Here is a 25,979-nt window from a genome sequence, read left to right as displayed (position 1 = left end):
AAGTCATGAACAAAACAATAAGTATAAATTTAGGAGGTTTTTTCTTTCACATCGACGAAGATGCCTATCAAAAATTATCGCGTTATTTTGATGCGGTGAAACGTTCGCTTTCGGCTGATGGAAGAGACGAAATAATGAAAGATATAGAAAGTCGTATTGCCGAACTTTTTCAAGAGCGTTTAAAAAACGACAAACAAGTTGTGGGATTAACTGAAATTGAAGAGGTTATTACTATTATGGGACAACCAGAAGATTACAAAATTGACGATGAGAAATCAACTTATCAATCTAGTTCTTCTTCAACTAATTTCTATTATCCTTCAAAAAGATTGTATCGTGATAAAGAAAACGGTATGCTTGGTGGTGTAATGGCTGGTTTAGGTCATTATTTAGGAATAGATACTTTATGGTTACGCATCATCATGGTTATTTTATTCTTTGGCTTTGGAACTGGTTTATTTGTTTATATCGTATTATGGATTTTAGTTCCAGAAGCGGTTACTACAACTCAGAAACTTGAAATGAAAGGCGAACCGATAACCATCTCAAATATCGAAAAAAAAGTAAAGGAAGGTTTTGACGATATTACTTCTAAATTTAGTAATATCGACCATGAGAAAATAACTAATTCAGCAAAATCTGGAGCTACTAGAATTGGTTCTACAATTGAAGAAGTTATCACAACTATCTTTAAAGTATTTGCCAAAATAATTGGAGCTTTTATCGTGTTTTTCTCAGGAATAGGATTGATAGGAATCATTATAACGAGTATCATTATGATATTTTCGTCAACAATGCCTGATAATTACATTTTAAACAACATTCAAACACCAATTGGTTTAGAAACTCCACTTTGGGCTCAAGGAATGTTACTATTATTAGGGTTTGGAATTCCGTTGTTTTTCTTACTGATTTTAGGTTTAAAGCTAATGGTTAACAATTTAAGATCTATTGGAAATTATGTAAAATATAGTTTGTTAGCGGTATGGTTAATAGCTGTTGGGATCATTATTTCATTAGGAATTAACGAAGCGTCTCAATTAGCATTTGAAGGAAAATCGGTTCAAAAAGAAGTGATTGCAATTGCACCAAACGATACATTGAAAATCAAATTCAAGAACAATGATTTTTACTCGAAAAGCAATTACAGACATCACGATTTCAAAATAACACAAGACGAAGGTGATAATGAAATCATATATTCGAATAATGTTTCTATCGAAATTAAGTATACAGATGAAGCAACTCCATACATGTTAATTGAAAAATTAGCAAATGGAAAATCAACTTCACAAGCTAAGAAGAGAGCTGAAAAAATTAAATACAATTACAAAATTGAAGGAAACACCATCGTTTTAGACAATTATTTATTAACTGCTGTAGAAAATAAATTCAGAGGTCAGGAAGTAGAGATTTATTTGTACTTACCAAAAGGAACCATCTTCAAAACTGACGAAAGTTACAGCAATTACGATAGAAGTGATTACGACTTTTTCGATGAAAGTGAATATGATACAAAAAATCCGGTTTACCGTGTAGATTCTGATAAGATAAAATGTTTAAATTGTTTAGCGGAAGAAAACAGTGAAAGCACTGACTCTTCTTCAACAATATATTATGATGATAATGGTGTTTTAATAAAAAAAGAGGTTAAAGTAAATGAAACCGATTCTACAAAAACAAAAGAAATCATTACTATAAAAACTAAATAAGAAACTACTAAAAATTTAAAACATGAAAACGACTTTAAAATTAGTTGCACTTTTACTTACCATAACCTTAACTTCTTGTACAGGAAATTTAAACTTAGGCGATGGTATTGATGGAAGTGGAAATGTTGTCTCAGAAAAAAGAAATATTGAAGCTCCTTTTACTAAAATTCAAGCTAGCACAGGCGTGGAAGTAATCTTGGAGCAAGGAACACCAACAGAGGTTGAAGTGGAAGTTGACGATAATTTAATACAATATGTTGTGACTAAAGTCGAAAATGGAACTTTAATCGTAAAAATTGATGGCAATATTAACACCCTGGAAAGCGCAATTATTCGAGTAAAAACTAATACAATTGATGGTTTAGAATCGTCAAGCGGATCTAGCATTCGTACTATTAACAAGTTAAGAGGAACAACTTTACACTTAAAATCGAGCAGCGGAAGTACAATTAATGCCGATTTAGAATACGAAAAAGTAAATTGCGAATCTACTAGCGGAAGCGAAATTAAAGTAAGTGGAAAAACATTAGCATTAGAAACAAAATCGTCAAGTGGAAGCGAAATTGAAGCACAAGATTTAGCAGCAAACGAAATATTTGCACAATCAACAAGCGGAAGTAGTACTATCGTAAATCCAATTGTATTGTTAAATGCAAAAGCTTCAAGCGGAAGTTCTATTGATTATGTTAAAGAACCAAAAAAAGTGGTAAAAGAAGAAACTTCTGGCGGAAGTGTGAGCCTTAACTAATTAACAAATAATTAGTAAATAATTAACAGCTTTGTTATAAGCATTTTATAATTTTACAAGAACAAACTTAAATTCAACTCTCATGATTAAGCTAATAATTCAAGTCGTAGAATTTGTTTTTACTTTAATAGTAAGTTTTATCGATACCATCATATAGTACTAAAGCATCAGTTAAACTGGTGCTTTTTTATTTACTAAATTTCTTAAATAATGGAATTTGGAACAAATTTTGTGTATGTTTGTGATATCAAATCATCATAAAATGACAAAAAAAATATCTTTATTATTTGCGTTTTTATTTCTAACAACCGTTTCTGTTGCTCAGAAAAAAGAGAAAATTAAAGGTTCAAAAATTGTAACGGTTTCGGTTAAAGAAATCCCTGCTTTTGAAAATATTGAAATCAATGACAATTTTGAAGTCTTCTTAGTAAAAGCAGACAAATCTTCTTTAGAAATTGAAGCCGATGACAATCTTCACGAAATTATTAATTTTGAAGTTGTAGCTGGTACTTTAAGAGTTTCTTCGTTACGAGAAGCTTCGAGTTTTAAAAAATTCGCTTTACGAATTAACTATACTTCCGATTTAAAGTTAATTACAGCAAAAAGCGAAAGTTCAATTCACGCATTAGCTGATTTAGAATTAGAAAATATTACTATTAAAAATTATGACAATTCTAGAGCGTTCTTAAACGTGAAAGCCAATTATTTTGCTTTAGTTTTAAACGATAAATCAGAAGCAGAAATTAACGTAAAAGCAGAAAACACTTCCTTAGAATTAAGCAAAAGTGCCGAATTAAAAGCGCTAGTAACTTCTCCAGAATTAAAACTGGATATGTATCAAAAAAGTCAGGCTACAATTGAAGGAAACTGTAATAATGCTAAATTAAGATTAGATAATTCTGCATCACTTACAGCAAAAAAACTAGTAATTGCTTCGTTAGATGTAACTTCAGAAGGTTATTCAAAATGTTCTGTTAATGTAACAAGTGCTATCAGTTTAGCAGCATCAGGAAAAAGTGAAATTGAATTATTAGGTGAACCAAAAATTCAAATTAATAAATTCACTAACAACGCTACTTTATACAAAAAAGAAAAATAAAAAATGGAGCTAAATGCTCCATTTTTATTCTTGTCCTTTTCCACCTCTTATTACATAGGTATAAAACCACGTTATTGTAAAAGTCGGAATCACATCTACAAACGGAAGTAATTCTTCAATAAAACCAAAAACTCCGGCTAACTTTCCTGCAGTTCCTTTGAACATTACAATTAATAAAATAGCAGAAATGGGTGCCCAAAATAAATCGGTAACCTCAGCAAAAACAGGAACAAAATAAGATACCATTCCTATAAAATCAAAAAATAAACTCAGAACTAACATCGTTCCTTTGTTATTTTTAGCTGGAATGGGTGTTTTTATAATAGGTTCTTGTGTCATTTTAATGTTGTAAATTTCCTAACGAATATACAAAACTAATGCCACTTTTGAAACCTATTCTTTATGAATCATTTTGTAAAAATCGTCACGGAATTCTTTCTGATTGAAAACTCCACCATATTGTAAGGTTGAAGTGTAACTACTTTCATCTTTGATACCACGACTAGATACACACAAATGCGTTGCTTCCATCACCACAATAACATTATCCGTTTCTAAAACTGATTTTAGTTCGTTGAAAATTTGCATAATCATGCGTTCTTGCACTTGAGGTCGTTTAGCATAATAATCTACAATACGATTCAATTTCGATAAACCAATTACTTTTCCAGAAGACACATAACCTATATGCGCTTTCCCTACAATCGGTAAGAAGTGATGCTCGCAAGTAGAATTGAAACTAATATTTGCTTCAACCAACATTTTATCATACTGATACGAATTATCAAAAACCGAAATCTTTGGCTTATTCGCTGGATTTAATCCTGAAAAAATCTCTTGCACAAACATTTTTGCCACACGATGTGGCGTTCCTTGCAAACTATCATCGGTTAAATCCAAACCTAATTCTTTCATGATGATTTCAAAATGATGTTCAATTACCTCCATTTTTTCCGCATCTGATTTATAAAAAGCATCTGGTCGTAACGGCGTTTCAACCGATGTCATTTGGTGATTATCACCAATTATGTCGAATATTTCTTTTTCAATAGTAGTGTTCATAGCAATTTTTCCCTTCTATTTTAATTTCGATTTATAATATTTGCGCAATTTTTCTAATTTCGGTGCAATGACCATTTGGCAATAGCCTTGACTTGAATTTTGGTTGTAATAATTTTGATGATACTCTTCTGCAGGATAAAATACAGTAGCCGAAGAAACTTTTGTCACAATCTTTTTATCGTACAACTTTTCTTTTTCTAATAATTGAATGTAATTTTCTGCTTTTGTTTTTTGAGCTTCCGAATGATAAAAAATCTCACTTCTATATTGTGTTCCCACATCGGCTCCTTGGCGATTTAATGTTGTTGGATCGTGAGTTGCAAAGAAAACTTCCAACAAATCTTCAAACGCTACTTCATTCGGATTAAATGTAATTTGAATGGCTTCTGCATGACCTGTTTCTCCAGTGCAAATATCTTTATATGTAGGATTTACTGTTTTCCCTCCAATATATCCCGAAACCACTTTTTCAACTCCTTTTATCTCTAAGAAAACTGCTTCGGTACACCAAAAACAGCCTCCAGCAAATGTTGCAACTTCCATACCTTCTTTTACTTTTACTTTTACTTTTACAGGTTCTTTAAACTCTTCTTTTACAATTGGTTTTTCTTTAGCCGTACATGAACCAAAAAACAAACCCAAAACTAACGACAACCCTTTTAAACTATTTCTCATAAATTATATTCGTTTATTTTGTTTAACAAATTTACATAAAAATTAAACACAAAATCTAATTTAACTAAACTTTATTATTTGAGATACGCGAATAGATATAGAATAGTTTTTTTATTCGCCAAAAATCTTTGTTTCTTTGTAGAAATGTTCGGTTATGATTACAGCTAAAAATCTACATAAATATTACGATTCGCTTCATGTTTTAAAAGGAGTGGATTTGCACATTAAAAAAGGAGAAATCGTTTCTATTGTTGGGGCTTCAGGAGCTGGAAAAACGACTTTACTCCAAATTTTAGGCACTTTAGACGAACCTGCAAAACAGAACAATACGATTTTAGAAATCAATGGAGCTTCTGTTTTAAATCTAAAAGATAAAGAACTTTCTAAATTTCGTAACCAACATTTGGGATTTATTTTTCAGTTTCACCAATTATTACCTGAATTCACCGCTTTAGAAAATGTTTGTATCCCTGGATTCATAGCCAATCGCGATAAAAAAGAAGTGGAAACCGAAGCTAAAAAACTCCTTTCTTATTTAGGCTTGGCCGAAAGAACACATCACAAACCCAGCGAACTTTCAGGTGGAGAACAACAACGTGTTGCGGTTGCGAGAGCTTTAATCAACAAACCTGCCGTTATTTTTGCCGATGAACCATCTGGAAATTTAGATACGCATACCGCCGAAAACTTACATGAATTGTTCTTTAAATTGCGTGATGAATTTGGACAAACCTTTGTAATTGTTACTCATAACGAAGAATTAGCCAACATGGCAGATAGAAAATTATCGATGGTGGATGGAAATATTGTCGTTTAAAATTAAATTTATGAAAGGAAAAATAATCGCATTACTGTTTATCATCACACTAACTAGTTTCAAATTAGGCTCGGGAACTGCTTTTTTAACCTGTAAATCAGATTCTGGCAGAACAGAATTTAATGCCGAACTACAAGATATTACAGGTATTTTAGAAAAAGCTGAGTTGCGTATTGATCAAACTAAAATGAAATATACCGCTGAGGAATCTCATATTATTTTTGACCCAAAAAATGGTATTTTAACCCTATATATTGAAGATGAAACAACATCTGATTATCCAAATCATAAATACTTAAAATTTTGGTCAATTCCTTCTTCTTTTAAAATTATTAAAGATGAAGGTCATCATCAAATTTATGAGTTTAAAGCCATCATTGAAGGAACTGAACCAAGGAAAAACAAAGAAAATCATACACCTAAAATTGTATTGAACTGCAAATTAGAATATGAAATCTAAGAAATTTTATGACTAAATCAGAGCTCAAAGAATTTCTAGACGAAAAAGTCGAGTTGTACAACAATCCAAATTTCATTGAAAGCGACCCGATTCAAATTCCGCATTTGTATTCTTTGAAAGAAGACATTGAAATTGCTGGATTTTTAGCCGCTACTATCGCTTGGGGAAATCGTAAAATGATTATCAACAATGCGAAGAAAATGATGTATTTCATGGGAAATTCGCCTTACGATTTTGTCATGAATCATTCGGAATCGCAACTAGATGCGTTAGAAAATTTCGTTCACAGAACTTTTAACGGACAAGATTTTGTGGGATTTATAAAAGGATTACAGCACATTTACCAAAATCATAACGGATTAGATGCGGTTTTTTCCAAACAAAATCCAACGATGCAACATACGATTTCAGAATTCAAGCAATTGTTTTTTGAGATTCCACATTTAGCTCGAACTGAAAAACATATTTCCGACCCATTGAATGGTTCCGCTGCAAAGAGAATCAATATGTACTTGAGGTGGATGATTAGAAAAGACAATAAAGGAGTTGATTTAGGCATTTGGAACAACGTTTCTCCTGCTCTATTATCTTGTCCGTTAGATGTACATTCTGGAAACGTAGCTCGAAAATTAGAATTGCTAACACGAAAACAAAATGATGCTAAAGCTTTAGCTGAATTGGACGAAAATTTAAGAAAATTAGACCCAAATGATCCTGTAAAATATGATTTTGCTTTATTTGGATTAGGTGTTTTTGAAGGGTTTTAAAAAATATATTTATGTACGCAGATTACATTATTGACCAAAATTTTTCTGATATCACCTTTTCAGAAAACGATATCAAATACAAAGAATACGAAAATTGCACGTTTACGAATTGCGATTTTACTTCTTGCTTCTTTGTTGCTGTAACTTTTATCGATTGCAATTTCTTTGATTGTAATTTTAAAGGAACCAAGATCAATCATGTTTCGTTACGTGATGTTTGGTTTACCAAATGTGATTTTACTTCTGTGAATTTTGCGATGACCGACCAAATTTTATATGAGTTTCACTTCAAAGATAGTTTATTGGATTATGCGCAATTCTACAGTTTAAAATTGAAGAAAATGCAATTCATCAATTGTAGTATGATTGCCGTTGACTTTATGGAAAGTGATTTATCAGAAGCGCTATTCGATAATTGTAATTTACGTCATGCTGTGTTCATTGGGACAACCGCCAACAAAACCGATTTTTCAACCAGTTATGATTTCATCATCGATCCAGAGAAAAACAAATTAAAACGTGCTATTTTTTCTACTGAAAATTTAGCTGGATTGTTGAAGAAATATGATTTGGTAATAAAGTAATTTAAAACTTCAACTGATAAACATCATCTAAATCCTTATCGCAACTAAAGTTCACGCCTAAGTCTGTCACATAACCATCGTTTAAACCATAAACCCAACCGTGTAAGGATAATTCTTGTCCGTTTTTCCAAGCGTTTTGAACGATTGATGTTTTGGCTAAATCCATTACTTGTTCTTTCACGTTTATTTCTACGAATTTATTGAAGCGTTCATTTTCATTTTCGATATTATCTAATTCTTGTTGATGAAAACGGTACACATCTTTAATATGACGAATCCAATTGTCAATAATTCCTATAGAATTGTTTCCCATCGCTGCTTTAACTCCGCCGCAACCATAATGTCCGCAAACAATTACGTGTTTTACTTTTAAGGCGTTTACTGCATAATCTAACACACTTAGCATATTCATATCAGAATGTACCACCATATTGGCAATGTTTCTGTGTACAAAAACTTCTCCAGGTTCAGCACCAATGATTTCATTTGCTGGAACTCTACTATCTGAACAGCCAATCCAAAGTAATGGAGGTTGTTGCCCATCAGCTAAATTTTTGAAATAATTTGGGTTTACAGACAACTTATTTTCCACCCATTTTTTGTTATTATCTAATATCTTTTTATAAAAATCGCTCATTATCATTGTGTATGTGGTATCAAATATAAAATAAAAAAGCTATCAATTCCGTATTAAATATTTAGAAATGATAGCTTCTTATAGTTGTGTATTAAAATTTATTTTAGTGTCTTAATGCTGCAACTGTGAATTCAGGATTCAAATCGTCTTTAATATACATAACATCATCGTAGAAAATTACTTTTCCCGATTCAATATCGTGCATTGCTCCTACGATTCCAATTTGACCTTCTTCAAGCATTTGCTCTAAAACAAAACTTCTTTCAATGATGTTTTTCACACTTCTTTTTACATTGATTTCAGCAACGTTTTCTACAAATTCGCTGTTCTTTGAAGTTCTGTTATCAGTTGTATCCTTTTCTTGATAAACTGCAGGCTGAATTTTTGATAATAACTCTGTTAAATTACCCATTTCAACATGGTCACAAGCTCCTTTTACAGCTCCACATTTTGAATGACCTAACACCACAATAAGTTTAGAACCCGCTACTTTACAAGCAAATTCCATACTTCCTAAAATATCTGTATTAACAATATTTCCTGCAATTCTTACCGAAAAAATATCACCTAATCCTTGGTCAAAAATTAATTCTGCCGATGTTCTACTATCAATACAGCTTAAAATCGTAGCAAAAGGCCATTGCCCATCGCGAGTTTCGTTGGCTTGTTCTAATAAATTTCTATTGGCTTTTAAATTATTTATAAAACGATCATTTCCCTCTTGTAAAAATTGTAACGCTTTACGAGGTGTCATTTGTGCTTGTGTTTCTTTATTATGTGCTTTCATAGTAAGTTATATTATTTTGTTTCTTCTTTCGAATCTTTAATTTTTACGTGTTTAAATTCTGTATTATCTAAATCATATTGGTCTTTGAAACCTTTTAATGTTAAGTCGATTTCTTTATCTTCTGCTTTTACATTTCTAAAGTCTTTAATTAATTCTACTACATCAAAATCTATGTATTTAGTGTTTGAAGCATCGATAATCAACTTAGAACCATTTGGAATACTTGCTAATGTACTTTTAATTGCTGCTTTATTCAAAAAGGAAACTTCCTGTGCTAATTTGATTGTAATTACATCGCCATCATTAAACGATTCTTTCTTAAATGAATAGGCGATTTTTAAATTTTGGTATAAAATAAAAATGACGCTTACTGCTAAACCAATTCCAACACCTTTTAACAAATCAATACGAACTACAGCAATTACTGTAACTACAAAAGGAATAAATTGCGAATATCCGTTATTCCATAAATGAACAAACACACTTGGTTTTGCTAATTTATATCCAACCATCAATAAAACCGCTGCTAAAGCCGCTAAAGGAATTTTATTTAAAATAAACGGAATGGAAAGAGCAAAAGTAAATAAAAGAAATCCATGAAAAATAGTTGAAAATTTAGTTCTACCTCCAGAATTTATATTGGCTGAGGAACGAACAACAACTGATGTCATAGGCAAACCACCTAATAAACCGCTTAGCATGTTACCAATTCCTTGTGCTTTTAATTCTCGGTTAGTATCGGTAAATCTTTTGTAAGGATCTAATTTGTCTGTTGCTTCGATACACAACAAAGTTTCAATTGATGCAACAACAGCAATAGTTACGGCTACAATCCAAACTTTTTCATTTGTTAATGATGCGAAATTTGGCAATGCAAATCCGTTACTAATTTCGGTCAACGAAGGCAAGCTTACTAGATGATTTTGGGTAACAATCGCTAAACTTGAACCTGATTGAATAAAAAACTCATTCAATAAGATACTTACCACAACAACAACTAAAGCGCCAGGAACTACTTTTATATTTTTTAAAGCGGGAACTTTTTCCCAAGTAATTAAAATAGCTAACGATAAAAGTGCAATAATTAATGCTCCTGTATGAATATAATTTATCGATTCTATCAAAGTATCAAATGTAGTATGACCTGATTTTTCAATATAAAAGAAATCACCTTCATTGTCAACATCGTGACCAAAAGCATGCGGAATTTGTTTTAAAATAATGATGATTCCAATTGCAGCCAACATTCCTTCAATTACACTGGTAGGAAAGTAATTAGAGAAACTTCCGGCTCTTAAAAAACCTAAAGCAATTTGAATTAATCCTGCTAAAATTACAGCTACCAAGAAGATATCGAATCCGCCTAAATCGGTAATTGCAGATAAAACAATAGCAGTTAAACCAGCTGCTGGCCCTGTAACACTTAAAGAAGAATTACTAAGAAACCCAACAACTACTCCACCAATAACACCCGAAACAATACCTGAAAACAAAGGAGCTCCAGACGCTAATGCAATTCCTAAACACAATGGCAAAGCCACTAAAAATACAACAAGTCCAGCTGCAAGATCACCTCTTACATTGGAAAAAATAGAATGATTATTCATGAAATAATATAAATACATTAATACTACACCTCAAAGATTGAAGCGTTAAAAAATTGAAAATGTATTATATTAAATTGGGAGGTGGCGAAAAAATTTGGTGCGCTAAATTATCAAAACTCAATAAGTCTTGTTCCATTAAAGCATCAAATTTTGTTAATTCTCCAAATGCAAAATGGATGACTGAATCATTAGTTGTAGGTACCGTTTTAATTTCATTAAAAGGCGCATGATTTTCCTCTTCTTCACACATGGTGTAAAAATAAGAAGTATCAGCTTCTTCATCTACTATTCCAATTAGTGTAGGTGTAGACAAAAAAGTAATGAAAATAAATAAAAAAATATTTACCAATAATTTCATAGTGCGAATATACTATTTCAAACTGAAACAAATCTTAATTTTTTTATAAAAATCCCATTGAATCATTTACTAAATTTAACTTGATTTAACCCTTCCAAAATTTCGACACTTTTATCATATAAGTTTAATTGATAGTTTTTATATTTGCATCAAATTTATCAATAATGACTATTACACAACTATATTACGTTTTGGCTGTGGCCGAATATAAGAATTTTACTTTAGCAGCTGAAAAATGCTTTGTTACTCAACCTACTTTGAGTATGCAAATTCAAAAATTAGAGGATGAACTAGATATTCTAATTTTTGACAGAAGCAAAAAGCCAATATTATTAACAGAAGTTGGTGAGAAAATCGTAAACCAAGCCAAAAACATCGTAAACGAAGCAGGAAGAATTAAAGATATCGTAGACCAACAAAAAGGCTACATTGGTGGGGAATTTAAAGTGGGAATTATTCCAACGGTTATGCCAACTTTACTTCCAATGTTTCTAAATAATTTTATTAAGAAATATCCAAAAGTAAATTTAATTATTGAAGAGCAAACCACTGAAGATATCATCAAAAAATTAAAAAATGGACATTTAGATTGTGCCATTGCCGCGACTCCATTAGAAGAAGAAAATTTAAAAGAAATCGTTTTATATTATGAGCCTTTTGTAGCTTATGTTCCTTCAAATCATCCTTCTATTGATAAAAAAGAAATTGAAATTTCCGATTTAGATTTAGACAAAATTTTACTTTTACAGGACGGACATTGTTTCAGAAATGGAATTCTAAATTTATGTAAAAACAATAAATTTATAACAGATAGTCATTTTCAGTTAGAAAGCGGAAGTTTTGAAACACTTATTAAATTGGCTGATGAAGGCTTAGGTACAACTTTATTGCCTTATTTGCACACTTTAGATTTAAGTGAAAAAAGTAAAGCGAAATTAAAACCATTCAAAGATCCAAAGCCTGCCAGAGAAGTTAGTTTAATTTATCCTAAAAACGAATTAAAAATACATATTATCAACGCCTTGCGAGATACTATTTCTGGCGTTGTTAGAGGAGCTATAGCATTTAGTGATGTTGAAATTATAAGTCCAAAGACAAAATAAATTTCAATTTATTCCATAAAAAAAGTCCCGAGGTTATCGGGACTTTATATTTTTAGTTGATATAAATTAAACATTGTCTTAATTCTGGCTTTTCTTCGGTAAACTGTAAAAGCCACTCTCTTAATTGATCTATTTCGTAAGGAAGCAATATTCGTACTGCTTTCTCTAATTCTTTACAAAATAGTTTTGCATCAAAACTCACTCTCTCCAAAATTGACTTGGTATAAGAAAACATCGGTCTGGGCATACTTTTTCTAGATAAAAGGTTAGACTGGGGGTAAGAACTTGTTGTAAAGATAAACAAAAAATCTTTCGAAAACGATGTAGTTGATAAAAAAAATGCTAAAATTTTATTAAATTCTTACTTTACAATAAAAATCATACATTTTTTGTAGCTCGTAACATTTCACGTTTTCCTGGAGCTCCAGGTAGTTTTTCAATTGAAAATCCGACACTTAGCATCGCATTTTTAATTGATGAACGACATGCGTAAGTTACTAAAGTTCCTTTTGGTAAAAGTGCATCGTACATTTTCTTAAAAATGACTTCACTCCACAATTCAGGTTGTAATGGAAATCCGAAAGCATCAAAGTAAATTAAATCGAATTGATTTTTGTCTTCAATATCTTGAAAAAACTGCTTTCTCTTTGTTAAAAGAAAGTTTTGGGTAATCGTTTGTTGGTTTTCCCAATCGCAAGCATGCATTTTATCAAAAATCTTTTGATACTTTTCGGCATCTAATTCAGAAACATAATTCATTTGGACAATTTCTTCAGCTGAAATAGGATATGCTTCTACTCCAACGTAATTTACTTTTTCTTTATTTAGTGTTTCCAAAAAAGTAATAAAAGCATTCAAACCCGTACCAAAACCAATTTCTAAAATCGATATAGAATCTTGATTTTGAAACAAATCCAATCCGTTTTTGATAAAAACATGTTTTGCTTCCTGAATTGCCCCATGTGTAGAATGATAGTTCTCATCCCAATCAGGAATTCGGATAGTTGTAGAACCGTCGTCTGTGATTATAATTTCTCTTTTCATAACATAAAAAAAGGGTTCAAAATAAACCCTCTTTCTTCTTATTTAATATATAACTTTTTAATCCTTGGAATTGGACCACTACATTTTACTTGGTGACACTGAATACAAGCATCTACTCCATTATTAAAATGTTTCTTGGCATTTTTAGGATCTTTATAAATCAATTCTTGAGCTTGGATGAATTTCTGTGCTTGCTCATCAAAAAAAGCATCTTTATCATGTTCATCTGTCATTACTGCTTTATGAATCTTGATAAAATGCTGAGGAAATTTACCAATTGTATCGCCTTTTATAATTCGATCTTTCAAACGTTGATTATCAACATACATTTGTTCCATAAGAGCCGCCATTTCTGACATTTCATACATTTCAAATTCATCTGTTGCTGTTGAATCAGTAGCCTTTTCCACTACATTTTTTTCATTCGTTTCGACTTGCTTTTCTTTTTGACAAGATAACAATCCGAAGAAAACGAATAAAAAAGATAGTTTAAGTAATTTCATATCTTATTTCTTAATGTAAACACCTGTTGATGTAAAAGAATACGTTACTTCAGGCTTTTTAATCTTAGCAATTTCTTCCTTAGATTTTCCAGCATCTTTAGCATAATGTTTAAGTTCATCAACAGTAACCACATCTACAAATGCGTAACCATTAACAATTACCTCTTTATTATCAGCGTTTAACGGAACAAAAAATCCGTAATCTTTAAATTTTACAAATGAAGATTCTCCTTTACCTAAATCTAATTTCATCCAACAACCTTTTTTCTTACAAACCGAATTAATGGTAGTTTTGAATTGTACTGGAATTGAATCTCCTTTTTTCAAATTCTTATATTTTTTCAACATCGCATCTTTAGAGATTACTTTATTTGGAGTAAATTTTTCTCCAAAAGAAGCATATCCTGAAAGATTTTGAACATTTGATTTTGTTGTTTTTTGTGCTTCAACTTGAAATGAGAATAGAATAGCTAAAATTGCTAAAACAAATTTTATTTTTTTCATGGTTATATTTAGATTATGGAACAAATTTAAACAAATTTTCTCAAGTGAGAACTTAAAATTAAAAGTAATAATGAAACCAATATTTTGTTATAAAGTTTAGAAAAAAAGAAATATCATTAAGAAAATCAGTAGTTTGTGAATTAATCGCATGTTAATAATTATTTTGTAAAACATAATAACAAAGGCTATTTTTTATTAAATTTGCAAAAAACATAGAAAAAAAAGGTTTTTTTTGCGAAAACCAAAAGCTTAACAATAACAGTTTGACCCTAATGGAATTAAAAACTTTAAACGAAATTGAAATTATTTCGGCTCCTCATTCAAAAATCAGCGAGGTTGATTTTGAAAACTTAACCTTTGGTAATGTATTTACAGACCATATGTTAGTGTGCGATTATGTAGATGGAGCATGGCAAAAACCTGTTATAGAGCCTTATGCACCTTTCATGATTGATCCTTCTGCTAAAGTTTTCCACTACGGACAAGCTATTTTTGAAGGTATGAAAGCTTACAAAGACCAACAAGATGATGTTTGGTTATTTAGACCTGATGAAAATTATCACCGTTTTAATAAAAGTGCTACCAGAATGGCAATGCCAGAAGTTCCAGAAGATGTTTTCTTAGGAGGTTTGCACCGTTTATTAGAAATTGAAAAAGAGTGGGTTAAAAAAGGAAAAGGAAATACATTATATATCCGTCCGTTTATGATTGCAACCGGACATGGTGTAATTGCAGCGCCTTCTCAAGAATACCGTTTTATGATTATTTTATCTCCAGCTCGTGCTTATTATTCGGGAGAAGTTAAAGTAATTATTGCTGAACACTACAGTAGAGCAGCAAACGGAGGAATTGGAGCAGCAAAAGCCGCTGGAAATTATTCAGCGCAATTTTACCCAACAAAATTAGCTAACGAACAAGGTTTCCAACAAATCATTTGGACAGACGATGCAACACATACTAAGTTAGAAGAAGCTGGAACAATGAATGTTTTCTTTAGAATTAACGATACACTATACACTGCACCAACAAGCGAAAGAATCTTAGATGGTGTTACTCGTAAAAGTGTTATCGAATTAGCTCAAAGAGAAAATATTAAAATTGAAGTACGTCCAGTTTTAGTAGAAGAAATTGTAGAAGCTGCTAAAAATGGCTCATTAAAAGAAATTTTTGGAGCTGGAACAGCAGCCGTAATTAACCCAATTGTTGGATTCTCATTCCAAGACCATTATTATGAATTGCCTAAATTAGAAAATTCAATGGCGCTTGAAATCAAAGAAAAACTAACAAATATTCAATATAAATTATCAGAAGACACTTTCGGGTGGACAGTTAAAATATAAGAATTCATAAATACTTAAAAAAGGCGATTTCAAAATTGAAATCGCCTTTTTTTTATTTTAAAATTTCTTCAAAATTAGGTTTGAAGTAATTTGGACCTTTCATAACTTTCCCATCTTCTCGGTAAATTGGTTTTCCGTCTTCACCTAATTTACTCATATTAGAACGTTGAATTTCATCAAACACTTCTTCTATTTTATGTTGTAATCCATGTTCTAAAATGGTACCACACAAAATATACAACATATCGCCTAATGCATCTGCAATTTCAACGATATCATTATTTTGAACGGCTTCTAAATATTCTTCGTTTTCTTCTTTCATTAAGTTAAAACGAAGTTCGTTTTTTAAAGTACCTAAATCGGCTTTCATTTCTTCACTAACACCTAAACCATAAGTTTCGTGAAACAACCTTACTGCATTTAATTGTTTTTGCATAATTGATCATAATAAATTTATCTAAATTTAAAAAAATAGATAGTATTAAATTGTTATTTTTGTGAAAATTTTCAATATGTTTTCAACAGGACAAATCTACTTTGCTATTTTCTTTATAATTGCTTTTGTAACCACAATGATATTAGTATATCGTAAAGATTTAAGACAAATGAAACCTTTCTACAAAGGGACATATTGGGTATTTCTTGGATTTTTAGCCTTTATAGGATTACTATTTTTGATAAAAGTCTTAATGAAAGATTAATTTTCTTACTTTTGATAAAACGTAATACCCCTCGATGAGAATTTTAAAATACATATTACTTCTTTTACTCCTTTTAAGCGTTGCCTTCATTGTTTTTGTGGCTACTCTAAAAGGTGATTACAAAATTGTACGTTCAAAAGAGATTAAAATTGCTCAAGATGTAGTATTCACTTTTGTAACAGATTCTACTTCAAGTGAAGATTGGTCACCTTGGAAATCAAATGAAGCTTCTTTTAAAAATATTAAAATCATTCCAAACGATAGTTTGGCGCAAAACATAACCATTTCTGAAATTAAAAATGAATCGTTAATGCGATTTCAAAAAACCAAGCAAGGTATATTGATAACTTGGGAAATGAAAGGGAATTTAAATTTTAATTTGAAATTATTAAGTGTAATTCAAGGTGGTGTTGAAAATGTTTTAGGAGATAAATTAGAAGAAGGTTTAGAAAACATCGATACTTATTTAGTAAAAGAATTAAAAAATTACAACATTAAAATTAACGGATTGGTTACGAAACACATGACCAATTACATCCAACAAATTGACACTTGTAGTACTGCTGATTTTCAAAAAGTATCTAAATCGATGTTACAAAACATGATGTCATTTGTAGAAAAAAATGAAATTGAAATTTTAGGATTACCTTTTATCACTTACGAAAGTATTAGTTCAAATGACAAAGAAATCATCTTTGCTATGTGTGTTCCTGTTGAAGAAGAAATTCTAACTACACCAGGAAGTGAAATTTCTGGCGGTCATTTTGATGAATTTTTAGCCGTAAAAACAACTTTAACCGGAGATTACTCACATCGCAAAGAAGCTTGGAATAAGTCTCGTGCTTATGCAAATAAAAATAAACTAATTGAAGATTCATTCAACGGAAAATTTATTGAAGTTTACAAAGTAAGTTTACCAAAAGAACGTAAACCTTCAAAATGGGTAACAGAATTATATGTTCCTGTTAAGAAAAAAGTTTATGCTCCAAAACCAAAATTAGAAACTAGTACAGAAGAAGAAACATCTCCTAAAGAAGAAAATTCTACAAATACAAATCAATAATTCAAACTCTATTATAATGAAGAAACTATTTTTAACAATTACATTACTAATTTCAAGTATTTCATTTTTAAATGCACAAGAAGTCGAAATTAAAGATGATAAAGTTCTTTTAGATGGAACACCTATTTTAAAATATGAAAAAATAAATGTTAGTCAGCATTCCTTTTATTCTTTAGAAACTGATGACGAAATTTTACTATTCAAATGGCACAATAACGAGACCAACCAATATAGTGAAGATGATTACATTATTTTAAACTTTTTAACAACTAAAATAAAAGTTGAATCTACAAGTGTTGAACATGTAATTGCTGGAATTGGAATGAATTCTAGAAAAAATATGCAAAAACTAGTTAAATGGCTTTTAAAGGAAAAAGTAATAGATTCCAAAGGAAACTTAAACCCTGAAAAAGTGCAAACTTTCTACGATAAATACAACGAAGATATTACAGAAAGAACTTCAAGATAATAAAAAAAGGACATTTTAAAAATGTCCTTTTTTTATTATCTATTTTTCCCAATCAAATGCTTAACAACTGTTTCAGCAGCATGCAAACCAAACAAAGCTGGCATCCAACTATTTGTTCCATAAAACGACTTTTTAAAGTTAGAGCCATCAGTCATTTTTACACTGTCATAATCAGGTCTTTCAAAAGAGTAAACTACTTTAACACCGCTCGAAATTCCTTCTAACTTTAAACGTTTTCTCACTTGTTTCGCTAACGGACAATAATCCGTTTTACTAATGTCTTTTACACGAACTTTTTCAGCTTCAAACTTACCTCCTGCTCCCATGTTACTGATTACTTTCACTTTCTTGCGTTTACAAGCTACTATCAAATTGATTTTTGGGGTTAAGCTATCGATGCAATCTAAAACGTAATCAAATTCTGGTGTAACTAATTCAAAAGCACGCTCTGGTGATAGAAACTCTTCTATGCGCGTTAATTTTAAATCGGGATTAATATCCATCAATCGATCCCCAACAATTTTTACCTTTGGTTCACCAACGGTACTATGCAAAGCGGGTAATTGACGATTAATATTCGTAATATCCACTACGTCACCATCAACAATGGTCATTTTTCCCACACCTGCTCGCGCTAAAAATTCCGCAGCAAAACTTCCTACACCACCTAATCCAACTACCAAAACATTAGCGTTTTCTAATCGTTGAATACCTTCTTCTTTAAATAACAATACTGCTCTTTCTTTCCACTTTGCCATAATTGGTTTGAATCGTTAAATTGATTACTTTTTTAACTGAAAATCTTTGAAAAATTAGTAAAAACGATAGATTTCATCTCCTCTACTGAAATTCCTTTTATCGCAGCTGCTTTTTCATACACTTCATAAATAGATTCTTCAATTGTATCGGTTTCTAATAAAATTTGATTTTCGGGTGCAAAGGTAAATACTTTTTCTAAATCTGGATTACGAAGTAAGTATTTTCCAAACGAAAGATAAAATCCGTTTCTTAAAAGAGATTGTGCTACTTGTTCGTTTTTTGAAAATCCATGAATAATCATTGGATTTTCAATTTTCATTTCTTTTTTGATGGCAATCACTTCATCATAAGCCGCCACGCAATGTAAAACGATAGGTTTTTTCGTTTGCTTTACGATTTCCAATTGCTGTTTAAACACTGAAATTTGTCTGTCTAATGGGATTTCAATTCGTTTATCTAAACCACATTCTCCTAATGCTAAACATTCTGGTAATTGCAATTTTTCCTTGATGATTTCCAAATCTTTTTCTAAACGATTTTCATCAATATACCAAGGATGTATACCAATAGAATAATTTGGAACTGATGCATCAAATTCCCAAGGATATTGATTGACAACTTCAATCACATCTGAAAGATTAGAAAATTTATGCGTATGTAAGTTGATAAACTTAATCATGAAATTTCTTTACTCCGGCATTAATTTCAATATCCAAATCATTCTCTAATGGCACAATCGGACACGAATATTCATAATTATAAGCACAATACGGATTATATGCTTTATTAAAATCGATGGTCCATGTTTTTCCTTTTTGCATTCTCATATCAACGTATCTTCCTCCAATATAACTTTGTTTTCCACAAGTTAAATCAGAAAAGGGAAGAAATAAATAATCTTCGTACCCCGCTTTTTTTGATAAATCAATATTTTTATAAACATTTAATTTTAAGTCCTTCCCATCAATTGAAAAATAAAGTTCTCCATATTTAACATACAATGGCGTTCTCGAAGTTGTGGTTTTCATACCAAAAGCTTTCTCCTTTTTAGTTCGGATAAAAGTAGCTTGAACAATGAATTTTTCATTCAAAGGAAAGAAATCTAAACCTTTAAAAGATTTGAAATCTTCTTTCATTAAAGGACTTTTTAATGAATCCGCATAACTTTGATTCAGTTCGGATTGAAATTTTTCAGCAGAAGACAAGTCTTTTTGAGCAAACGTAAAAGCTGAACAGAATAGGAATATAAAGAGTTTATTCATATGTTTAAATTTTATTTTTTAGCGGTAACATATGTTATCGCCTTTTTATTATTGGTGTTTGCTTACACAAACTTTTAGTTAGTGGCGATTTCATGTGATTCATTTTTTACAAAAATATATAATTTCTATAACATTTTATTGTTCATAGCTTTTGTAATTTTGCACCAGAAATAAAATCATGTTAAAACGCGCCTTCAATAAATATATCGATAATTTCAGAGGATTTTCTCGCGAAATTTGGATACTTACCTTAATTACTTTCATCAATCGTGCCGGAACTATGGTACTTCCTTTCTTGTCGAAATACTTGAAAGAAGATTTGCATTTTTCGTACAGTCAAGTAGGATGGATAATGGTAAGCTTTGGTTGTGGTTCGATTTTAGGATCTTGGTTAGGCGGAAAACTATCAGATAAAATCGGGTTTTATAAAATCATGATTTTTAGTTTACTGACCAGTGGATTTGCTTTCTTTGGCTTGCAATTCGTAAAAAGTTTTGAAGGTTTACTTATTGCCATGTTCTTAATTATGACGGTTGCCGATATGTTTCGCCCTGCCATGTTTGTATCCTTAGGAGCTTATGCAAAACCTGAAAATAGAACTCGCGCCTTAACTTTAGTTCGATTAGCTATCAACTTAGGATTTGCAGCTGGACCAGCATTGGGTGGATTATTAATCATGAGTGTTGGATATAAAGGATTATTTTGGGTAGATGGAACAAGTTGCATTTTGGCAATATTAATTTTTTGGATTAAAGTAAAAGAGAAGAAAAAATCAAAATATACTGATAAAGAGCATCCAGGTGAAGTATTAACACATTCCGTTTTTAAAGATACGCCTTTCTGGATTTTCTTAACGGGAACTTTGATTACAGGAATTTTATTCTTCCAATTGTTTACTACCATTCCATTATATCACAAAGAACAATTTAATTTATCGGAATTTCAAACGGGATTATTATTAACCTTAAATGGTGTTTTGGTCTTCTTCATGGAAATGCCAATTGTGAGTTACATCGAAAAACACAAAATCAACAAGTTGAAAGTCATTACTTACGGTTGTTTAGCAATGGCAATAAGTATTTATTTGCTTCTAGTGAATAATTGGGCTGGCATTTTAATCATCATGATGATTTTCATGACGTTTGCCGAAATGTTCGCTTTTCCATTTTCGAATTCCTTTGCTATGAGTCGAGCTCCTAAAGGTCACGAAGGTCGTTACATGGCCATTTTTACGATGAGTTATAGTTTGGCTCATATTTTAAGTGCCAAAACGGGAATGGAAATTATTTCTTTGTTCAGTTATCAAATCAACTGGTTTTTCATGGGAACTCTTGGTGTTATTGGTGTTTTTCTTTTCATTTGGACAAAAAAATTAGTGGCAAAAGAACCTCCAAGAAATCTTTAAAACTAAAAATTTAGTTAAATAACTATAAAAATAGTTGTAAAACTAAAAATATAGTTATAGATTTGATTTATCAAAAAGATAAGTCATGCAAAAACTAACCAACAAAGAAGAAGAAATCATGCATATTTTATGGAAGCTTAAAAAAGCTTTTGTAAAAGATATCATGGAAGAAATCACTGAAGACAAACCTCATTACAACACGCTTTCTACTATTGTTCGTAATTTAGAAGATAAAGGATACGTGGGTTACAATGCTTACGGAAAAACGCACCAGTACTTTCCTATCGTAAAAATTGAAGATTACCGAAAAACCTTTATGAATACAGCTATTGATAACTATTTCAATAGTTCGTACAAAAATTTAGTTTCCTTTTTTGCTGAAGAAGAAAAGATTTCAGCAGATGAACTTCGTGAGATTTTAGCCTTAATCGAAAAAAAGAAATAGTATGGAAAATCTATTAATTTATTTTCTAAAAGCAAACGGACTCATCATTTTATTTTATTTGATGTACGTTATATTTCTTCGAAAAGAGACCTTTTTTACATCAAATCGTTGGTATTTAATTGGTGGTTTGGTTTTGTCATTGATTTTACCTTTGATTACGTTTACAAAAACTATTTGGGTGGAACCAACACCAATTCCAGTAATATATGAAGAAGTAATTCCTGAAACAAACAATACAATTGAAGTTCCTATTCAAGAAACGCCTTTGGATTGGTCATTGATTTTAACAACCGCTTACGTAGTAATTTCAATGTTAATTGTAATGAAAATTACGTTTGAATTGGTCTCCTTTTTTAATAGAATCCGAAAAAATAAAAAGCAAAAAGAAACTGATTTTACTTTAATTCATTCCGACACAACCGAAAATCCATTTTCATTCTTTCATTACATTGTGATTAATCCGAATCGATTTTCTGAAGAAGAATTTCAACATATTTTAACGCACGAAAGCATTCATGTGAAGCAAAAACATTCCATTGATGTATTGCTTTCAAAACTATTTTGTGCCTTCTTTTGGGTAAACCCAATGATTTGGTTGTATCGAAAAGCCATACTTCAAAACTTAGAATTTATTGCAGATAACGAAACTTTTCAGCAAATCGAAAACAAATACGAATATCAAAGAACCTTATTAAAAGTTGTGACTCATCAACACGACTTAAGTATTACTAATCAATTTTATCAATCATTAATCAAAAAACGAATCGTTATGTTACACACAAATCAATCCCACAAAAGAAATGCTTGGAAGTACGGAATTATTCTTCCGCTATTAGTTGGCTTTATGCTATTGTTCCAAATTGAAACAGTGGCGCAAGTAAAGGAAAGTAAAATTGAAGAAACTAATTATGCAGTTACCTCAAATTACTCTTCAATTCTAACAAAAAATAGCACAGATAAAGAATTGTCTGAATTAGAAAAGACTTTTTCAAACGAAAAACATAAACTTAAGATTTCAAACGTAAAGAGAAATAAAAAAGGAGAAATAATCGAAATCAAACTTACATTTGACACAGGAAAAACCTATAATCAAATTCTTGAAAGAAAGTCAACTGAACCAATTGATGCTATTAAAATTTTTATCAATTCTGATAAAGATGATACTATTACTTGCGGTTTTGAAGAAATTTCAAACAACGTTACTGCAGAGTATACTTCAGATGATGAAAACGGATCAATAAAAATGGATTCTGAAGGCTATACTTTTGATAATATGGTTAAAAACGGAAAAAAAGTCAAACTAATTATCAACGGTAAACTACAATCAGAAAATGAAAAAATTAAAATTCCATTAGATCAAGAATTAGATGTTTTAAAAGAACTAGACGAAAAAGAATTAAAATCAAAATACAACATTGATAAAAAAGAAGGCGAAATTTATTATGAATTTACAACTAAAAAAGATATAAATATTAAAAGTGAAGTTGAAAAAAATAACTCAGGTTGGGGAATTGGTTACCATGTCGTAAGTTCAGACGAAAAAAACAATAATAACACAAAAGAAAAAGAGTCTTTCACTTATGATGTTAGTTACACAAAAACAGAACAAGGAGATCTAATTAACAATATCAAAAACAATAAAAATGTAGATGCTAAAAAAGCATTAATAATATTTAATGATAAAGAAATCACCTATGAAGAATTAGTCAAAGTCAATACTAAAGAAATTGCCTCTTCAAGCGTAATGACAGCCACAACATTTGCACTTAAAAAATATGGTGAAAAAGCTAAAAATGGAGTAATTATAATTGAAACAAAAGAATTCTTTGAAAAAAACAATCCTGTTTATAAAGAATACTTAAATTCAAAAAGTAACTCAGAGAAACCAAAACCAAGAGTTATAACAATAAAAAATGGTGATGATGTTGTTGTTTTTGATGGTGATAAAATTAAATTTCCTGGTTATCCAACGCAATATTTAAATCAATTAAAATTAGAATTTAAAGGCAAAATTCTTGAAGACAATATTGATTTCTTTAAAAATTATGAGTTTGAAAAAATCAAAGATCTTATCATCATTGAAGATGAAATGTCTCCAAAAGAAAAGAAAAGAATCAAAAAAATAATTATCGAAACCAAATAACAAAAAATCCCGAGCAACTCGGGATTTTTTATTTTTATATATTTGCCAAAAATTAAACCATGTATAAACTACTTGCCAAACTTAACAAAGCACTATTACCAAGTTTTACAAAACAAGGATTAGATCCTATAAAAGCTAAAAATTGGCAAAAAGCAATTATTGCTTATCGTTATTGGGTTACAGTAAAATCCTTAGATTAATCAATATAGGTTTTGTTTCCGTTTTTATTGATGTAGTATTTTCCACCTCTTGGTCCAGTATATACTTTTTTACCTTTGTATTCGCCTGTTACTTTATCTGTTACTTTTTTTTCAGCTGCTTTAGAAATTGCAGTTTCTTTTAAATCTTCATTTTCCTCAGCTACAGTTTTTTTAACCTTTGTTTTAGTCTCAGTTGCTTTAGTTTTTGTTTCAGTTTTAGCTTTGGCCTCTGCTTTGTTTGCTTCAGCTTTCGCTTTTCCTGCAGCAGATTTTGCTTCTCCTTTATCTGAAGCACTATTCGATTTTAATTCTTTCTTAGCTTTAGAAATTTTCTCATCTGTTTCTTTTTTTGCCTTCGAAATTTCGTCTTTTGCCTCTTTTACTTTTTTATCGTGATCTTTCTTAGCATCAGCTACTTTCTTATCAACAGCTTTCTTTTTCTTTTCAGCCGCTTTTTTGTCTTTCTCAGTTTGTTCTGTGGTAACTTTCTTAACTTCTTTAGCAGTTTTTGTTTCTTGCGCTAAAGCACCTAAAGTAAATAAAAGGGATAATCCCCAAAGAGCGATTTTTTTCATACTATAATTAATTAAAATTAAACAATTTTGTGAATTCTTTTTACAGGAATTACAACTCCCTGTTTTAATATAACACGTTCATCTGTAACACCCCAAATGGTAGTTTCTACCATTTTTTTTGACATATCATCTTCAAAGTAAATTTGAATTTTAACATGTTCCAAATTCCCTAATGATAATGCTCTATCTAAATCGTTTTTGCGACCTAAAATAGCTTCTTTATCTTCAAGTACATCCGTTTTTGGAAAATTTAATGATGTGATAAGTTCTTTGTCTATTAATTCAAATGCTGAGTCCATAATTTACTTAGTTAGGTTAGTTGAATAAATTTATAAAAAAAACTAAATAAATTCATTTTTTTCCATTTTTATTTTAACCTAAAAATTCTTCTAAAGATTTAACAAAATATGTGCCAAAAAAAAAGAGACTGCATTTAAGCAGTCTCTTTTTAATAAAACTAACCAATATGTTATTAAAACTTCATACCAACACCTATTCCTAACAACCAAGGATTAATGTCTACTTCAGCAGGAATACTTAATCCTGGAGCTAAATTTGAAGCATCAACTGTTACATCTGTACTTAAAAATAAACGTTTAGCATCAACATTGATGAAAAATTTATCATCTAACATTAAGTCAAAACCTACTTGAGCTGCGTACCCTAATGCATTATCATAATCTACACCAGCAACATCTCCTGACTTAACATTGTAAAACAAAGTATAATTTACACCTGCTCCAATATAAGGTTTGAAAACTTTTTTGTCAGATGTATAAAAATGATATTGAGCCGTTAATGTTGGAGGTAATAACCAAACACTACCTAAATTTACATCTCCAGCAGCAGTATTAATTGCTTTTACATTATGTTTTGTTGTTCCTAAAATTAATTCGGCTGCAAAATTTTCTGTAAAAAAGTACGTAAAATCTAACTCAGGAACAATGGTATTTGAAATAGCAACATCACCACCAATAATTCCAATTTTAGCACTTTCATCTGGAGCAACTCCTAAAGCTCTTAAACGAACTTGCCATCTTTTAAATTCATTTGTTTTTTCTTCCTTATCTTGCGCATTAACAAAATTTACTGTCATTAAAGACATTGCCATTAAAGCAAAAACTATTTTTCTCATTTTTAATTAGTTTAA

Annotated in this window: 34 protein-coding genes; 16 read left to right on the top strand and 18 right to left on the bottom strand. The window is 30.5% G+C overall.

Going from position 1 to position 25,979, the window contains the following annotated elements:
- The first annotated feature begins 5 nt into the window (after window positions 1-5).
- From B0I03_RS01305 to B0I03_RS01295, 3 genes are all read left to right on the top strand, one after another.
- A complete protein-coding gene (locus tag B0I03_RS01305) occupies window positions 6-1,712 on the top strand; it encodes a PspC domain-containing protein (RefSeq protein WP_111565681.1) in 1,707 nt (568 codons plus the stop codon).
- 22 nt (window positions 1,713-1,734) lie between these two features.
- A complete protein-coding gene (locus B0I03_RS01300; protein WP_111565680.1) occupies window positions 1,735-2,460 on the top strand; it encodes a head GIN domain-containing protein in 726 nt (241 codons plus the stop codon).
- Window positions 2,461-2,722: 262 nt separating this feature from the next.
- Entirely contained in the window at window positions 2,723-3,559 is an 837-nt protein-coding gene (locus B0I03_RS01295) for a GIN domain-containing protein (RefSeq protein WP_111565679.1), read from the top strand.
- 24 nt (window positions 3,560-3,583) lie between these two features.
- Here the strand turns inward: B0I03_RS01295 and B0I03_RS01290 are convergent, their stop codons facing one another.
- From B0I03_RS01290 to msrA, 3 genes are read right to left on the bottom strand one after another with little or no spacing between them, the layout of a single operon-like run.
- Window positions 3,584-3,898, bottom strand: a complete 315-nt coding sequence (locus B0I03_RS01290) for a hypothetical protein (protein ID WP_111565678.1) — start codon at window positions 3,896-3,898, stop codon at window positions 3,584-3,586.
- A gap of 54 nt (window positions 3,899-3,952) precedes the next feature.
- Window positions 3,953-4,621 carry a GTP cyclohydrolase I FolE gene (folE, locus tag B0I03_RS01285; RefSeq protein ID WP_111565677.1) on the bottom strand — a complete coding sequence of 223 codons (669 nt, stop codon included), beginning with the start codon at window positions 4,619-4,621 and terminating at the stop codon, window positions 3,953-3,955.
- A gap of 15 nt (window positions 4,622-4,636) precedes the next feature.
- Window positions 4,637-5,296, bottom strand: a complete 660-nt coding sequence (gene msrA, locus B0I03_RS01280) for a peptide-methionine (S)-S-oxide reductase MsrA (RefSeq protein WP_111565676.1) — start codon at window positions 5,294-5,296, stop codon at window positions 4,637-4,639.
- A 154-nt stretch (window positions 5,297-5,450) separates the two neighbouring features.
- Here msrA and B0I03_RS01275 point away from each other — a divergent pair, with 154 nt between their 5' ends.
- From B0I03_RS01275 to B0I03_RS01260, 4 genes are read left to right on the top strand one after another with little or no spacing between them, the layout of a single operon-like run.
- The gene (locus tag B0I03_RS01275) at window positions 5,451-6,113 is read left to right on the top strand and encodes an ABC transporter ATP-binding protein (RefSeq protein ID WP_111565675.1); all 663 of its coding nucleotides are present in this window, start codon (window positions 5,451-5,453) and stop codon (window positions 6,111-6,113) included.
- 10 nt (window positions 6,114-6,123) lie between these two features.
- The gene (locus B0I03_RS01270) at window positions 6,124-6,573 is read left to right on the top strand and encodes a hypothetical protein (RefSeq protein WP_146603238.1); all 450 of its coding nucleotides are present in this window, start codon (window positions 6,124-6,126) and stop codon (window positions 6,571-6,573) included.
- Between the two features lie 8 nt (window positions 6,574-6,581).
- Window positions 6,582-7,340, top strand: coding sequence for a TIGR02757 family protein (locus tag B0I03_RS01265; RefSeq protein WP_111565673.1), 759 nt, complete (start codon window positions 6,582-6,584; stop codon window positions 7,338-7,340).
- Window positions 7,341-7,351: 11 nt separating this feature from the next.
- Window positions 7,352-7,924 (top strand): pentapeptide repeat-containing protein, encoded by a 573-nt coding sequence (locus tag B0I03_RS01260; protein WP_111565672.1) that lies wholly within the window; start codon window positions 7,352-7,354, stop codon window positions 7,922-7,924.
- A 1-nt stretch (window position 7,925) separates the two neighbouring features.
- Here the strand turns inward: B0I03_RS01260 and can are convergent, their stop codons facing one another.
- The 4 genes from can to B0I03_RS01240 all read right to left on the bottom strand — a co-directional run bounded on the left by can (window position 7,926) and on the right by B0I03_RS01240 (window position 11,313).
- Complete coding sequence (can, locus tag B0I03_RS01255) at window positions 7,926-8,561, bottom strand: carbonate dehydratase (RefSeq protein WP_111565671.1); 636 nt, start codon at window positions 8,559-8,561, stop codon at window positions 7,926-7,928.
- A gap of 103 nt (window positions 8,562-8,664) precedes the next feature.
- Window positions 8,665-9,348 carry a carbonic anhydrase family protein gene (locus B0I03_RS01250; RefSeq protein WP_111565670.1) on the bottom strand — a complete coding sequence of 228 codons (684 nt, stop codon included), beginning with the start codon at window positions 9,346-9,348 and terminating at the stop codon, window positions 8,665-8,667.
- 11 nt (window positions 9,349-9,359) lie between these two features.
- Window positions 9,360-10,955, bottom strand: coding sequence for a SulP family inorganic anion transporter (locus B0I03_RS01245; protein ID WP_111565669.1), 1,596 nt, complete (start codon window positions 10,953-10,955; stop codon window positions 9,360-9,362).
- A 64-nt stretch (window positions 10,956-11,019) separates the two neighbouring features.
- On the bottom strand, window positions 11,020-11,313 hold the full coding sequence (locus B0I03_RS01240) for a hypothetical protein (protein WP_111565668.1): 294 nt from the start codon (window positions 11,311-11,313) through the stop codon (window positions 11,020-11,022).
- Between the two features lie 164 nt (window positions 11,314-11,477).
- On the opposite strand from B0I03_RS01240, the gene B0I03_RS01235 reads away from it, so the two are divergent.
- Window positions 11,478-12,416: a LysR substrate-binding domain-containing protein gene (locus B0I03_RS01235; RefSeq protein ID WP_111565667.1), complete on the top strand. Its 939-nt coding sequence runs from the start codon at window positions 11,478-11,480 to the stop codon at window positions 12,414-12,416.
- 52 nt (window positions 12,417-12,468) lie between these two features.
- Here the strand turns inward: B0I03_RS01235 and B0I03_RS13260 are convergent, their stop codons facing one another.
- The 4 genes from B0I03_RS13260 to B0I03_RS01215 all read right to left on the bottom strand — a co-directional run bounded on the left by B0I03_RS13260 (window position 12,469) and on the right by B0I03_RS01215 (window position 14,467).
- Complete coding sequence (locus tag B0I03_RS13260; protein WP_111565666.1) at window positions 12,469-12,663, bottom strand: hypothetical protein; 195 nt, start codon at window positions 12,661-12,663, stop codon at window positions 12,469-12,471.
- A gap of 131 nt (window positions 12,664-12,794) precedes the next feature.
- Window positions 12,795-13,460 (bottom strand): tRNA (5-methylaminomethyl-2-thiouridine)(34)-methyltransferase MnmD, encoded by a 666-nt coding sequence (mnmD, locus tag B0I03_RS01225; RefSeq protein ID WP_111565665.1) that lies wholly within the window; start codon window positions 13,458-13,460, stop codon window positions 12,795-12,797.
- Between the two features lie 38 nt (window positions 13,461-13,498).
- Entirely contained in the window at window positions 13,499-13,963 is a 465-nt protein-coding gene (locus B0I03_RS01220) for a hypothetical protein (RefSeq protein WP_111565664.1), read from the bottom strand.
- Between the two features lie 3 nt (window positions 13,964-13,966).
- Window positions 13,967-14,467 carry a DUF4920 domain-containing protein gene (locus B0I03_RS01215; protein ID WP_111565663.1) on the bottom strand — a complete coding sequence of 167 codons (501 nt, stop codon included), beginning with the start codon at window positions 14,465-14,467 and terminating at the stop codon, window positions 13,967-13,969.
- 272 nt (window positions 14,468-14,739) lie between these two features.
- On the opposite strand from B0I03_RS01215, the gene B0I03_RS01210 reads away from it, so the two are divergent.
- Window positions 14,740-15,807, top strand: coding sequence for a branched-chain amino acid aminotransferase (locus B0I03_RS01210; protein WP_111565662.1), 1,068 nt, complete (start codon window positions 14,740-14,742; stop codon window positions 15,805-15,807).
- A 52-nt stretch (window positions 15,808-15,859) separates the two neighbouring features.
- On the opposite strand, the gene B0I03_RS01205 is transcribed toward B0I03_RS01210, so the two are convergent.
- On the bottom strand, window positions 15,860-16,243 hold the full coding sequence (locus B0I03_RS01205; RefSeq protein WP_111565661.1) for a pyrophosphohydrolase domain-containing protein: 384 nt from the start codon (window positions 16,241-16,243) through the stop codon (window positions 15,860-15,862).
- Between the two features lie 76 nt (window positions 16,244-16,319).
- On the opposite strand from B0I03_RS01205, the gene B0I03_RS01200 reads away from it, so the two are divergent.
- Genes B0I03_RS01200 through B0I03_RS01190 form a run of 3 tightly spaced genes read left to right on the top strand, consistent with a single transcriptional unit; the run spans window position 16,320 to window position 18,040 of the window.
- Window positions 16,320-16,508 (top strand): hypothetical protein, encoded by a 189-nt coding sequence (locus B0I03_RS01200; RefSeq protein ID WP_111565660.1) that lies wholly within the window; start codon window positions 16,320-16,322, stop codon window positions 16,506-16,508.
- Between the two features lie 34 nt (window positions 16,509-16,542).
- Window positions 16,543-17,571, top strand: a complete 1,029-nt coding sequence (locus tag B0I03_RS01195) for a hypothetical protein (protein WP_111565659.1) — start codon at window positions 16,543-16,545, stop codon at window positions 17,569-17,571.
- 16 nt (window positions 17,572-17,587) lie between these two features.
- Window positions 17,588-18,040 (top strand): hypothetical protein, encoded by a 453-nt coding sequence (locus tag B0I03_RS01190; RefSeq protein WP_111565658.1) that lies wholly within the window; start codon window positions 17,588-17,590, stop codon window positions 18,038-18,040.
- Between the two features lie 35 nt (window positions 18,041-18,075).
- Here B0I03_RS01190 and B0I03_RS01185 read toward each other — a convergent pair whose 3' ends face one another.
- The 3 genes from B0I03_RS01185 to B0I03_RS01175 are packed head-to-tail and all read right to left on the bottom strand — an operon-like array spanning window position 18,076 to window position 20,061.
- A complete protein-coding gene (locus B0I03_RS01185; RefSeq protein ID WP_111565657.1) occupies window positions 18,076-18,798 on the bottom strand; it encodes a tRNA threonylcarbamoyladenosine dehydratase in 723 nt (240 codons plus the stop codon).
- Window positions 18,799-18,830: 32 nt separating this feature from the next.
- Window positions 18,831-19,475 (bottom strand): TatD family hydrolase, encoded by a 645-nt coding sequence (locus B0I03_RS01180; RefSeq protein WP_181452330.1) that lies wholly within the window; start codon window positions 19,473-19,475, stop codon window positions 18,831-18,833.
- Window positions 19,471-20,061, bottom strand: a complete 591-nt coding sequence (locus tag B0I03_RS01175) for a DUF1684 domain-containing protein (RefSeq protein WP_111565655.1) — start codon at window positions 20,059-20,061, stop codon at window positions 19,471-19,473. The genes B0I03_RS01180 and B0I03_RS01175 overlap by 5 nt, the downstream gene beginning before the upstream one ends.
- A gap of 178 nt (window positions 20,062-20,239) precedes the next feature.
- Here B0I03_RS01175 and B0I03_RS01170 point away from each other — a divergent pair, with 178 nt between their 5' ends.
- From B0I03_RS01170 to B0I03_RS01155, 4 genes are all read left to right on the top strand, one after another.
- A complete protein-coding gene (locus B0I03_RS01170; RefSeq protein WP_111565654.1) occupies window positions 20,240-21,466 on the top strand; it encodes an MDR family MFS transporter in 1,227 nt (408 codons plus the stop codon).
- 85 nt (window positions 21,467-21,551) lie between these two features.
- Complete coding sequence (locus B0I03_RS01165; protein WP_111565653.1) at window positions 21,552-21,911, top strand: BlaI/MecI/CopY family transcriptional regulator; 360 nt, start codon at window positions 21,552-21,554, stop codon at window positions 21,909-21,911.
- Between the two features lies 1 nt (window position 21,912).
- Window positions 21,913-24,054, top strand: a complete 2,142-nt coding sequence (locus B0I03_RS01160) for a M56 family metallopeptidase (protein ID WP_111565652.1) — start codon at window positions 21,913-21,915, stop codon at window positions 24,052-24,054.
- Between the two features lie 59 nt (window positions 24,055-24,113).
- Window positions 24,114-24,254, top strand: coding sequence for an SsrA-binding protein (locus tag B0I03_RS01155; protein ID WP_111565651.1), 141 nt, complete (start codon window positions 24,114-24,116; stop codon window positions 24,252-24,254).
- Here the strand turns inward: B0I03_RS01155 and B0I03_RS01150 are convergent.
- The 3 genes from B0I03_RS01150 to B0I03_RS01140 form a co-directional block, all read right to left on the bottom strand.
- A complete protein-coding gene (locus B0I03_RS01150) occupies window positions 24,251-24,829 on the bottom strand; it encodes a hypothetical protein (protein ID WP_111565650.1) in 579 nt (192 codons plus the stop codon). The genes B0I03_RS01155 and B0I03_RS01150 overlap by 4 nt on opposite strands.
- 17 nt (window positions 24,830-24,846) lie before the next feature.
- Window positions 24,847-25,128, bottom strand: a complete 282-nt coding sequence (locus tag B0I03_RS01145) for a hypothetical protein (protein WP_111565649.1) — start codon at window positions 25,126-25,128, stop codon at window positions 24,847-24,849.
- A 173-nt stretch (window positions 25,129-25,301) separates the two neighbouring features.
- A complete protein-coding gene (locus B0I03_RS01140) occupies window positions 25,302-25,964 on the bottom strand; it encodes an OmpW/AlkL family protein (RefSeq protein WP_111565648.1) in 663 nt (220 codons plus the stop codon).
- Window positions 25,965-25,979: the final 15 nt, after the last annotated feature.

The organism is Flavobacterium aquaticum (assembly GCF_003259835.1).
Lineage (GTDB): Bacteria > Bacteroidota > Bacteroidia > Flavobacteriales > Flavobacteriaceae > Flavobacterium > Flavobacterium aquaticum.
Note: the sequence above shows the minus strand (reverse complement) of the source record. Positions and strands in the feature narration are given on the sequence as shown.

What these genes read in the sequence shown, in the direction of transcription:
- B0I03_RS01200 (WP_111565660.1), top strand. Translation starts at nt 16,320, where the DNA reads ATGTTTTCAACAGGACAAATCTACTTTGCTATTTTCTTTATAATTGCT.
- B0I03_RS01190 (WP_111565658.1), top strand. Translation starts at nt 17,588, where the DNA reads ATGAAGAAACTATTTTTAACAATTACATTACTAATTTCAAGTATTTCA.
- B0I03_RS01295 (WP_111565679.1), top strand. Translation starts at nt 2,723, where the DNA reads ATGACAAAAAAAATATCTTTATTATTTGCGTTTTTATTTCTAACAACC.
- B0I03_RS01185 (WP_111565657.1), bottom strand. Translation starts at nt 18,798, where the DNA reads ATGGCAAAGTGGAAAGAAAGAGCAGTATTGTTATTTAAAGAAGAAGGT.
- mnmD (WP_111565665.1), bottom strand. Translation starts at nt 13,460, where the DNA reads ATGAAAAGAGAAATTATAATCACAGACGACGGTTCTACAACTATCCGA.
- B0I03_RS01150 (WP_111565650.1), bottom strand. Translation starts at nt 24,829, where the DNA reads ATGAAAAAAATCGCTCTTTGGGGATTATCCCTTTTATTTACTTTAGGT.
- B0I03_RS01290 (WP_111565678.1), bottom strand. Translation starts at nt 3,898, where the DNA reads ATGACACAAGAACCTATTATAAAAACACCCATTCCAGCTAAAAATAAC.
- folE (WP_111565677.1), bottom strand. Translation starts at nt 4,621, where the DNA reads ATGAACACTACTATTGAAAAAGAAATATTCGACATAATTGGTGATAAT.
- B0I03_RS01250 (WP_111565670.1), bottom strand. Translation starts at nt 9,348, where the DNA reads ATGAAAGCACATAATAAAGAAACACAAGCACAAATGACACCTCGTAAA.
- B0I03_RS01175 (WP_111565655.1), bottom strand. Translation starts at nt 20,061, where the DNA reads ATGAATAAACTCTTTATATTCCTATTCTGTTCAGCTTTTACGTTTGCT.
- B0I03_RS01195 (WP_111565659.1), top strand. Translation starts at nt 16,543, where the DNA reads ATGAGAATTTTAAAATACATATTACTTCTTTTACTCCTTTTAAGCGTT.
- B0I03_RS01270 (WP_146603238.1), top strand. Translation starts at nt 6,124, where the DNA reads ATGAAAGGAAAAATAATCGCATTACTGTTTATCATCACACTAACTAGT.
- can (WP_111565671.1), bottom strand. Translation starts at nt 8,561, where the DNA reads ATGAGCGATTTTTATAAAAAGATATTAGATAATAACAAAAAATGGGTG.
- B0I03_RS01160 (WP_111565652.1), top strand. Translation starts at nt 21,913, where the DNA reads ATGGAAAATCTATTAATTTATTTTCTAAAAGCAAACGGACTCATCATT.
- B0I03_RS01305 (WP_111565681.1), top strand. Translation starts at nt 6, where the DNA reads ATGAACAAAACAATAAGTATAAATTTAGGAGGTTTTTTCTTTCACATC.
- B0I03_RS01235 (WP_111565667.1), top strand. Translation starts at nt 11,478, where the DNA reads ATGACTATTACACAACTATATTACGTTTTGGCTGTGGCCGAATATAAG.
- B0I03_RS01165 (WP_111565653.1), top strand. Translation starts at nt 21,552, where the DNA reads ATGCAAAAACTAACCAACAAAGAAGAAGAAATCATGCATATTTTATGG.
- B0I03_RS01275 (WP_111565675.1), top strand. Translation starts at nt 5,451, where the DNA reads ATGATTACAGCTAAAAATCTACATAAATATTACGATTCGCTTCATGTT.
- B0I03_RS01245 (WP_111565669.1), bottom strand. Translation starts at nt 10,955, where the DNA reads ATGAATAATCATTCTATTTTTTCCAATGTAAGAGGTGATCTTGCAGCT.
- B0I03_RS13260 (WP_111565666.1), bottom strand. Translation starts at nt 12,663, where the DNA reads ATGCCCAGACCGATGTTTTCTTATACCAAGTCAATTTTGGAGAGAGTG.
- B0I03_RS01240 (WP_111565668.1), bottom strand. Translation starts at nt 11,313, where the DNA reads ATGAAATTATTGGTAAATATTTTTTTATTTATTTTCATTACTTTTTTG.
- B0I03_RS01210 (WP_111565662.1), top strand. Translation starts at nt 14,740, where the DNA reads ATGGAATTAAAAACTTTAAACGAAATTGAAATTATTTCGGCTCCTCAT.
- B0I03_RS01145 (WP_111565649.1), bottom strand. Translation starts at nt 25,128, where the DNA reads ATGGACTCAGCATTTGAATTAATAGACAAAGAACTTATCACATCATTA.
- B0I03_RS01155 (WP_111565651.1), top strand. Translation starts at nt 24,114, where the DNA reads ATGTATAAACTACTTGCCAAACTTAACAAAGCACTATTACCAAGTTTT.
- B0I03_RS01215 (WP_111565663.1), bottom strand. Translation starts at nt 14,467, where the DNA reads ATGAAAAAAATAAAATTTGTTTTAGCAATTTTAGCTATTCTATTCTCA.
- msrA (WP_111565676.1), bottom strand. Translation starts at nt 5,296, where the DNA reads ATGAGAAATAGTTTAAAAGGGTTGTCGTTAGTTTTGGGTTTGTTTTTT.
- B0I03_RS01220 (WP_111565664.1), bottom strand. Translation starts at nt 13,963, where the DNA reads ATGAAATTACTTAAACTATCTTTTTTATTCGTTTTCTTCGGATTGTTA.
- B0I03_RS01260 (WP_111565672.1), top strand. Translation starts at nt 7,352, where the DNA reads ATGTACGCAGATTACATTATTGACCAAAATTTTTCTGATATCACCTTT.
- B0I03_RS01300 (WP_111565680.1), top strand. Translation starts at nt 1,735, where the DNA reads ATGAAAACGACTTTAAAATTAGTTGCACTTTTACTTACCATAACCTTA.
- B0I03_RS01170 (WP_111565654.1), top strand. Translation starts at nt 20,240, where the DNA reads ATGTTAAAACGCGCCTTCAATAAATATATCGATAATTTCAGAGGATTT.
- B0I03_RS01205 (WP_111565661.1), bottom strand. Translation starts at nt 16,243, where the DNA reads ATGCAAAAACAATTAAATGCAGTAAGGTTGTTTCACGAAACTTATGGT.
- B0I03_RS01140 (WP_111565648.1), bottom strand. Translation starts at nt 25,964, where the DNA reads ATGAGAAAAATAGTTTTTGCTTTAATGGCAATGTCTTTAATGACAGTA.
- B0I03_RS01265 (WP_111565673.1), top strand. Translation starts at nt 6,582, where the DNA reads ATGACTAAATCAGAGCTCAAAGAATTTCTAGACGAAAAAGTCGAGTTG.